Origin of the sequence: Mesorhizobium sp. M0833 (genome assembly GCF_040319905.1) — a bacterium.
GTDB lineage: Bacteria > Pseudomonadota > Alphaproteobacteria > Rhizobiales > Rhizobiaceae > Mesorhizobium.
Map to the genome: position 1 here is coordinate 210,632 of NZ_JAMYOQ010000008.1, position 8,528 is coordinate 219,159.

The 8,528-nt window shown below is 59.8% G+C and carries 3 protein-coding genes and 3 pseudogenes; 5 read left to right on the forward strand and 1 reads right to left on the reverse strand.

Going from position 1 to position 8,528, the window contains the following annotated elements:
* Positions 1 to 448 precede the first annotated feature (448 nt).
* Complete coding sequence (locus tag NKH98_RS12225; RefSeq protein ID WP_352898707.1) at positions 449 to 4,138, forward strand: PAS-domain containing protein; 3,690 nt, start codon at positions 449 to 451, stop codon at positions 4,136 to 4,138.
* 59 nt (positions 4,139 to 4,197) lie between these two features.
* The gene (locus tag NKH98_RS12230) at positions 4,198 to 4,914 is read left to right on the forward strand and encodes a response regulator (RefSeq protein WP_352898709.1); all 717 of its coding nucleotides are present in this window, start codon (positions 4,198 to 4,200) and stop codon (positions 4,912 to 4,914) included.
* A gap of 443 nt (positions 4,915 to 5,357) precedes the next feature.
* Here the strand turns inward: NKH98_RS12230 and NKH98_RS12235 are convergent, their stop codons facing one another.
* Positions 5,358 to 5,534 carry a DUF1127 domain-containing protein gene (locus tag NKH98_RS12235; RefSeq protein WP_502894233.1) on the reverse strand — a complete coding sequence of 59 codons (177 nt, stop codon included), beginning with the start codon at positions 5,532 to 5,534 and terminating at the stop codon, positions 5,358 to 5,360.
* A gap of 408 nt (positions 5,535 to 5,942) precedes the next feature.
* Here NKH98_RS12235 and istA point away from each other — a divergent pair.
* From istA to NKH98_RS12250, 3 pseudogenes are all read left to right on the forward strand, one after another.
* Positions 5,943 to 7,227: pseudogene (gene istA / locus NKH98_RS12240) on the forward strand (IS21 family transposase).
* Positions 7,227 to 8,018 (forward strand): annotated as a pseudogene (gene istB, locus NKH98_RS12245) (IS21-like element helper ATPase IstB). The pseudogenes istA and istB overlap by 1 nt, the downstream one beginning before the upstream one ends.
* 403 nt (positions 8,019 to 8,421) lie before the next feature.
* A pseudogene (locus NKH98_RS12250) lies at positions 8,422 to 8,528 on the forward strand (IS630 family transposase); the annotation flags it as partial.

Genomic DNA, 8,528 nt, shown 5'->3' on the forward strand with positions numbered 1-8,528 from the left:
CCGCACTGCGGCTCCTCTTGTGAGACGCCGCCTTCGTTTCAGGCGCTTTTCTGTAGTGCCGTGGAAATGTTTCGTTTGTTTCAGCGTACGGGGCGCGGGTGAACTTCGTTCGTCCGGGTTCATCGAAACAGAGAATCACGCAAGTGATCGTCCGGTTCCGACAAGGTTGCGAATAGTCTGGCGGCGTAGCCGAACGGTCCGAACGAATGGAATGCCGCAATCTCGCGGCCAGATGAAACCGCTCCACGGCGGCACTGTCCAATCTACGCCATTCGTGTTTCGGCCGTTTTTCTGGAGCATTGGATAGAGTTTCGTTTTCACGTCAGCCTCGGCGAAGACTCCCACGCGCCGAAACAGTTGAGACAAATCACGCAGCGTCTGAATGCGTGCTGAAACAAAAAGGGTCTAATATCAGCCCTCGGGAGATCACGCGAATAAGGGGACGACCATGCGGCCTGATAATCCGGTTACATCCACTCACACAGGCTATGCCCTCTTTGACGCCAACAATGTCCTCGTTGGTAGCAATCCGGAGATGTTTGGAGGCCAGCGGCTCGATCGCAGCGAGATGCAGCCGATGGACGCCATTGCCGCGGTCGCCGAAGCCCTCTCATCGCTAAAAAGTTTCGACGGCCGGCCCATCGAGCCCGGCAACGCGTTCGCTGAAAGCGCCGCAACGCGATGGATGCAAATCGACAAGGGTCCAGTTGAAGCTGAGACATTGGATGGGCGGTGGAAGTTGCTCACGGCACATCTTCGGTTGGATGGCGGCATGGCCCTGGTAAGCGTCGACATTACCGAGATGAAGCGAGCGCAGATCGCGCACCAGGAAAAAGCGGAGATATTCCGCTGCATCACCGACAGTCACCCGTTGCCCGTTTGGGTGGTGGACGCGGGAAGCGGGCAGATCCTCTACGAAAGCCTCGATGCGTCGAACCTGCTTGGCCGAAAATGGACGCCAAACGAACCGCAATTCCTGACGGATCATTTCGTGAATACTGGCGAATTCGATGAAATCAGTGCTCTCGCCAGCAACAGCGAGATCGTGCGAGATCACGAAATCCCGCTTAGAAACACTAGCGGATCGACCGTCTGGTGCTCGACCAACTGCCGTCGCGGCGTTTATGGCGGGCGCCCCTCGCTCATCATCGGGGTATTGGACATCACGGAACGGAAGCAGCGCGAGGACCTGTTCGGTTTCCTGATCAAGCATCATCCATTGCCGGTATGGATGAACGACGCGAGTTCGGGCGAACTCATCTACCAGAGCAATGCTGCCGAACGGCTGCTTGGATGGAGCAAAAAAGCGCGACGCGAGACGGTGCGGCTCGACGACTACTTTGTCGACCCCGAGAAACACCGCGAAATCAATCGAGAGCTCATGCAAAAGGGCGTCGTCGAAAATTGCGAGGTGCTTCTTAAAAGACCTGACGGGCAAGAGTTCTGGGCCACCGGCAATCTCAGGATCGGCGAGTTTCAGGGCCGGCGAGTGGTTCTCGCCGGCATCGCCGACGTGACCAAGCAGAAGAAGCGTGATGGCGAAGTCGCTGCGGCGCGGGAGATGCTCGCAGACGCAGTTGAATCACTCTCCGAGGGATTCGCACTTTATGACGAAGATCACCGGCTCGTCATGTGCAACAGTCTTTACCGCGAGCTGAACCATCCGGTGCGGGATCTCTGTGAACCGGGCGTGGAATGGAACGAACTCCTTCGCGAATCCGCCGAGCGCGGCGTGTACCGCAATGCGGTTGGGCGCGAGGATGAGTGGCTCGACGAGCGGACCCAAGACCGGATCGAGTTCCATTCCCATTTCGAGGTACCTCTCTCCGACGGCAAATGGCACTCGGTCTCGATACATCGCACCGATCTTGGCGGTTTCGTCGTAACGCGCGCCGACATCAGCGAGCGCAAGAAGGCCGAGGCTGTCGAGCGCGACGCCACGGCACTGCTGCAAAAGGTGCTCGATGCCTGCCCTTCGCCGATACGGATGACCACTTTCGAGGGAGAAACGCTCTACCGCAATCCTGCTACCAGAGAGCTCTACGCCGACCGCCCGCAAATAACCGACCACTATGTCGATCCCAACTATAGCGCAATAGTGGAGCGCACCCTGATCGAAAAGGGCAGGATCGATGATTTTCGGGTCCAGCAGTACGACACCGAGGACAAGGCCTTCTGGGCTTCCGTTTCCGCTCGCCTGATCCATTTCCAGGGAAGGCAGGTGATAGTCTCGAACACGACGAATATCACCGACATGATCACCGCCCAGGAAGAAACGCGCAAGGCAAACGAGCGGCTGATCGACGCGATCGAATCCCTGGCCGAAGGGTTTGCCCTGTACGACAAGAACGATTGCCTTGTGCTGGCCAACAGCAGGTACCGCCAGATGCACGCGATAAGCGCGGATGTGCTCGTTCCCGGAGTGAACTGGTTCGAGTTCCTCCGCGTGACCGCAGAGCGCAACCAGTTTCCGGTTCCACTGGATAAGATCGACGACTGGCTTGCCGAGAGGGCAAGGGACCGCCGCGAGTTCCGGCAACAGGAATTCCGTCATACAGACGGCGGTTGGTTTTTCGTCTCGAACTGTCCGACCCGCGAAGGCGGGTTCGTGGTCACCCGTGTCGACATTACAGAGCGCAAGCGCGCCGAGGAGGCCGCCAAGGAAGCGGATGAACTGGTCCGTAAAGTCCTGGAAGCATGCCCCGTTAACATCCAGATGACCCGCGCGCATGACGGGAAGCTGCTCTACCGCAGTCCCGCCACCGTTGAACTGCTCGGCGACGTCACCAGCGCCGTCGACTACTATGTCGATCCTTCAGAGCGGATGCGATACGTTGAGCGGCTGCTCGCGACGGGGTCGGTCGACGATTTCGAAACCCAGCTCAAACGCAAGGACGGTGGAACTTGCTGGTGCTCGATCTCGTCACGACTGATCGATTACCGCGGTGAGAAGGTGATTGTTTCCCACACGTACGATCTCACCGACCGTCTCGAAATGCAGCAGGAATTAGAGCGACAGCGCGAGACGCTGCATCAGAACGAAAAAATGTCGGCCCTCGGTGGACTGCTGGCGGGGGTAGCGCATGAGCTGAATAATCCGCTCTCGGTGGTGCTTGGCCTGTCGTCGCTGTTGAAGGAGACCGCAACCGACGCCAAGGTCGTGGAACGCGCCGACAAGATGAGCAAGGCAGCCGAACGCTGCGCCAGGATCGTCAAGACTTTCCTGGCGATGGCCAGACAGCAGCCGACGCGAACCTCAAACGTTGCGATCGATGACATTATTTCCGAAGCGGTTGAAGTGGCGAGCTATTCGATTCGATCGTCGGACATCGGGCTTTCAGTTCATCTTGAACCTGGTCTTCCCCCGATCTTGGCGGATCCCGATCAGCTTGGCCAGGTACTGATCAATTTGCTTATCAATGCAGAACAAGCGCTGCACGGCTGGGAAGGGCGACGGGCAATCACGGTTTCAACGCGGCTACATCCCAAAACCGGCAACATAGTGGTCCGCGTTGCCGACACGGGTCCGGGAATTCCCAAAGAGATACTTCCCCGCATTTTCGAGCCGTTCTTCACGACGAAAGAGATTGGGGCCGGGACTGGGATCGGGCTGTCCTTCTGCCATCGGATCGTTCATTCCCATGGAGGAACCATCGAGGTCGAATCCCCCGAGGGGGGTGGCTCGACCTTCATACTTTCGCTGCCTGCTTCGGACCGTCTCGACGAAGGAGCCGAAACGGCCGAAGACGAAGTCCCGAATTCAACTGGCATTGCTTGTCTGGTGGTGGACGACGAAGAGGAAGTAGGTGAGCTGGTTGCTGAGGTGCTCAGGCGAGATGGTTTCAAGGTCACCATTGCCAGATCCGGCGAAGAAGCGCTGCTGCACCTCCAGAACCGCACTTTCGCGCTGATCCTGAGCGATCTGAAAATGCCGAACATGGATGGACGGGGATTGTTCAACCAGATTGCCAAGCTCCATCCGGCCGAGCTCGACAGGTTAGCCTTCCTGACGGGGGACACGATTAGCCCGGACGCGCAGATGTTCCTGCGCGCCGCGAAACGGCCCTATCTTGAGAAACCGATCAAACCGAACGAGCTTCGTTCATTCGTCTCGAATCTGGTGAACAACAATACTTGACAGATCCCTTGATTTGCACGTCACTTCAGGGGCAACTTATCCATTAGGCTAGTTGCTCGGTGGTCGATTTGACGACGCACGCACATATAGTTGTCTGCGATGACGAACCGGATATCCGCGACACGGTAGCGGAATATCTGGAGCATCATGGCTACGCCGTGACGCCGGCCAACGCGGGGCCTGCTCTGCGTGAACTTGTTGATAGCCAGCACGTCGATGTGGTCATATTGGATATCCGAATGCCGGGTGAGGATGGCCTCTCCTTGGCGCGATATCTACGAGAGCACTCAGACGTTGCCATTATCATGCTGACCGGATCGGCGGAAATCGTCGACCGTGTTGTCGGATTGGAGATTGGCGCCGACGACTATGTCGCGAAGCCGGTCGACCTGCGGGAACTGCTGGCGCGGGTGAAGGCCGTGCTGCGCAGAACGTCGGCGAGCGAAAGGGCTGCGGAGAAAGCGAGCACTCCGGGCCACCTGGTCCAGTTCGGCAAGTGCCGCTTCGACCCGGGCGCACACAAATTGTACAACGCCGAGGGGTTCGAGATAGCGATCACCCCGATGGAGTTCCGGCTTCTGAAAGTATTCAGCGAACATCGCGGACGAGTACTCAACCGCGATCAACTGCTCGAACTCGCCCATGACCGCGGATGGGATCCCTTCGATCGTAGCATCGACATTCGCGTTTCGCGCCTGCGAAAGAAAATCGAGGTCGATCCCTCCAAGCCGGAGGTGATCAGGACCATCCGCGGCATGGGTTACCTCTATTCTTGAGCGCGCCGCCGCCTGATAGTCCAGCGCCTCAGCCCTTGCGGCCTAATTATTGCGATTTTGTGACTCTAGGGGGGATAGCCCCGCTCAGACTTCTGAGTTTCAGGATCAGCTGCGTTGCCCCGCGCTTCCACTATCACGTGTGGGCGCAGAAAGGCTGGCTTGCAGGCCCAGCCTGCCTGCTCGACACCTGGGATCTGGGATTGGTACCGCAGCCGCCACAATTAATAGTCCTGCGCCAGCGGGCTGGCGGTGGTGAGAGGATAGGAATGGCTACCGAGGTTTTCGAACAGCTCGACGCTTGTCGTATCGTCTCCAACCGCTGCCGCCGCCTTGGCTTGGCGGTGCGGAAGACCCGAGCCATGGGCATTGGCGGCGGGAGCCGCCAGAGGGCGGCCACGCTCGCACAGGCCAGTAGCGGGAGCGTAAATGAAAGCTTCACGGTTTCAGCCCGCCTTGTCTTCTTGGCCGCGCTTCAAGCCGCGGACCACCAAGCCAATCTCGGACCGGCTGATCCCGATGTCCTTCAGAAGGGCGTCCTCCATTGCCGCAAGGGTCCGTTCCGCTCTGCGGCGAACGCGATAGTCCCTGAAAGAGCTGTAAGCTGCTCGCATTCTCGACATTGCAACACTCCATGATTGGCGCCGCGGGATGCAGCGGTGCCATCGGATTTAAACCATCCCTGTTTCAGGCGTTTTTCTACGCCGAACGCGATGTGTTTCGTTTGTTTCAGCGCCGAGAAGCGCTTCCCGTGCGGTGTCAATTCCGAGCTGCCAAAGTCGCGTGGGAAGGCGCCTTGTTTCTTGGCGCTGGATGGTGAACCGGCGTCCGAGGTCAGCCACGCTGGCCCGCGCGTCAGATGGCAGCGCTGGGAGCGTCCGACAAGACGCCTTTGCAGCGTGCTCGGGAGGGGAGTTTCTCCGCCGCCATGCTCCATGAACATCAGCCGCCGCCGAGCTGTCGGCCGAATTGAGAAATTGACCCCCTGACGAAATAAAGAACTGACCCCTCGGTTATGAGAGGAGGCATGGATGACGATTGGGATTTCGGCGATTCCTGCATTGTCGAGAACGATGCAGGGAGAGGAGATGCTTCAGCCTGAAGAGGTGGCAGCGATGCTGCGGCTGCATGAGCTTGGCTGGGGGGCGAAGCGGCTGGCGAAGGAATTCGGGTGCGCGCGCAACACGGTGCGTCGGTATCTACTTGAGGGCGGGACTGTTCCGTTTCGCAAGCCTGTGCGGCCGACCGCGTTTTGACGGGCTGGACGATTGGCTGCGGGAGCGCTTCTTCCGCCATGGCGGCAATGCCGATGTGGTGCGCCAGGAACTGAAGAGCGAACATGGGATCGTCATAGGGCTTCGTTCGGTGGAGCTTCGGGTGCAGGGTTGGCGTCGGGAGTTGAGGGCGCAGAAACGCGCGACGGTTCGGTTTGAGACGGCGCCGGGACATCAGATGCAGATCGACTTTGGCGACACGCGGACGTGGATCGGCGGCGAGCGTGTTCGGGTGCACCTGTTTGTAGCAACGCTGGGTTACTCGCGTCGGCTGCATATCCGTCCCTCGCTTCGGGAGCGCTAGGCGGAGTGGTTCCAGGGGATGGAAGGAGCCTTCCTTCGCTTCGGCGGGGTTCCAACGGAAGTACTGTTCGACAACCCGAAGGCGCTGGTCGAACATCACGATGCGGCGACGCGGGAGGTGCGGTTCAACATGCGGCTGCACGCCTTTGCCCGCTAATGGGGATTTACGCCGCGGGCTTATGCGCCCTACCGGGCGCGTACGAAAGGGAAGGACGAACGCGGGGTCGGCTACGTCAAGCGCAATGCGATTGCTGGCCGCCGGTTCGAGAACTGGGCGGCGTTCGAGGCGCATCTGGACCGGTGGTCGCGCGAGATTGCCGATCAGCGTGTGCATGACATGACCGGCGTGGCTCCTGCGGAGCGCTTTGCCGAAGAGGCTGGGGCGCTTCGCCCTCTGGGCGGACGGGCGCCGTTTGGGCAGCTGCGGGATCTCGTGCGCAAGGTCCAGGCGGACTGCGCAATCGACCTGGACACGAACAGTTACTCGGTTCCCTGGCGGCTGATCGGGGAGAGCGTCCAAGTCGTGGTGTTGGGCGGCCGCGTTATCGTACGTCACGCGGGCGAGGTGGTGGCGCATCATGCCTTGTGCGGGGGACGTCGCCAACGGATTGTCGAGCGCGCGCATCTTGCCGGCGTGGTCGGCGCTGCTGCGCCGGTACCATCGGCGGATATCGTTGCGCCTTCCGCTCTGTTGCGGCCACTCGCCGAATATGAGGCACTGGTGGGAGGCAGCTGGTGATGACGGCGGTCGATCACGAGATGTTGGTGGCTCAGCTCGACCGGCTGAAGCTGACCGCGATCCGGGACCAGCTGGATACGCTGCTGGACGAAGCGGCGCGTTCGCAAATGACCTTGCGCGAGGCTTTGGCCTTCCTGGTGACGCGCGATATCGCGCGGCGCGACGAGCGGCGCATCTCCATGGCAGGCAAGGTCGCGCAGTTCCCGTTTGTGCGCGAACTCGACGGCTTCGACTTCGACGCGCAGCCGTCGCTGGATCAGCGCCAAATCCGGGAGCTGGCGACCTGCCGCTGAATTGCTCGGCGACACGGTCCTGTTGCTTGGACCTCCGGGTACGGGCAAGACACATCTGGCGGTGGCTCTCGGGCGCGAGGCGATCCGGCAAAACCATAGCGTCCAGTTCGTCACGGCGGCGACGCTCGTGGCGATGCTGGCCAAGACGACGGTTCACTCGAAAAGCAGCTGACGACCCTGTCGCGGCCGAAACTGTTGATCATCGACGAGCTCGGCTATCTCCCGTTCGAAGCCAATGCCGCGCATCTGTTCTTCCAGCTGGTGTCGCGGCGTTATGAGCGGGGATCGATCCTGATCACCTCCAATCGCTCGGTGGGCGAATGGGGCAGCGTGTTTGGCGATCCCGTGGTGGCAACCGCGATCCTTGATCGCCTGCTTCATCATTCGACAGTGATCACCATCCGCGGTGACAGCTACCGGCTTCGCGAAAAGCGTCGTTCCGGCCTATTGCAGGAGGCCGCAACGACGCTCGACACCAACGAAACCGCAAAACAATGAGGGGAGTCAGTTCCTCGTTTCGCCCAAGGGGTCAAATCCTCACTTCGCTTGACACGAGCTTCGGGACGCGGCGGACTCAGCCAGCGCGCCTCAGGGTGCGGGACGGTACAAGCGAGTAGATGACGGTATCGGCGATCGGATTGGCCAGAACGTCTAAGGCAGGTTGTAGCTGGAGGAAGGCATCTCCGGCGCCCGTCCTTTGAAGTCATGATTTGTCTTCCAGGCAATCCGCCGAACTTCTGCTTCGGCAAATTGTGCGAATCAGTTCCGTGCTGTCAACCCGAAGGAATCAATGCGTCAATCTGTCCACTAGAGCGGTTCCTGATTTGACGGAATGGAAGGGGATTCCGGATCAGTCGGTTTTGTGATTCAAGATGCTGGCTGGAGTGGAGGCCAGCATCGGATGACGCGACCTCTTTCGGATGATCTTCGCGAACGTGTTGTAGCGGCGGTTTTGGGTGGCGAGAGCCGCCGGTCGGCCGCGAAACGGTTCGGCATTTCGGTTTCGGC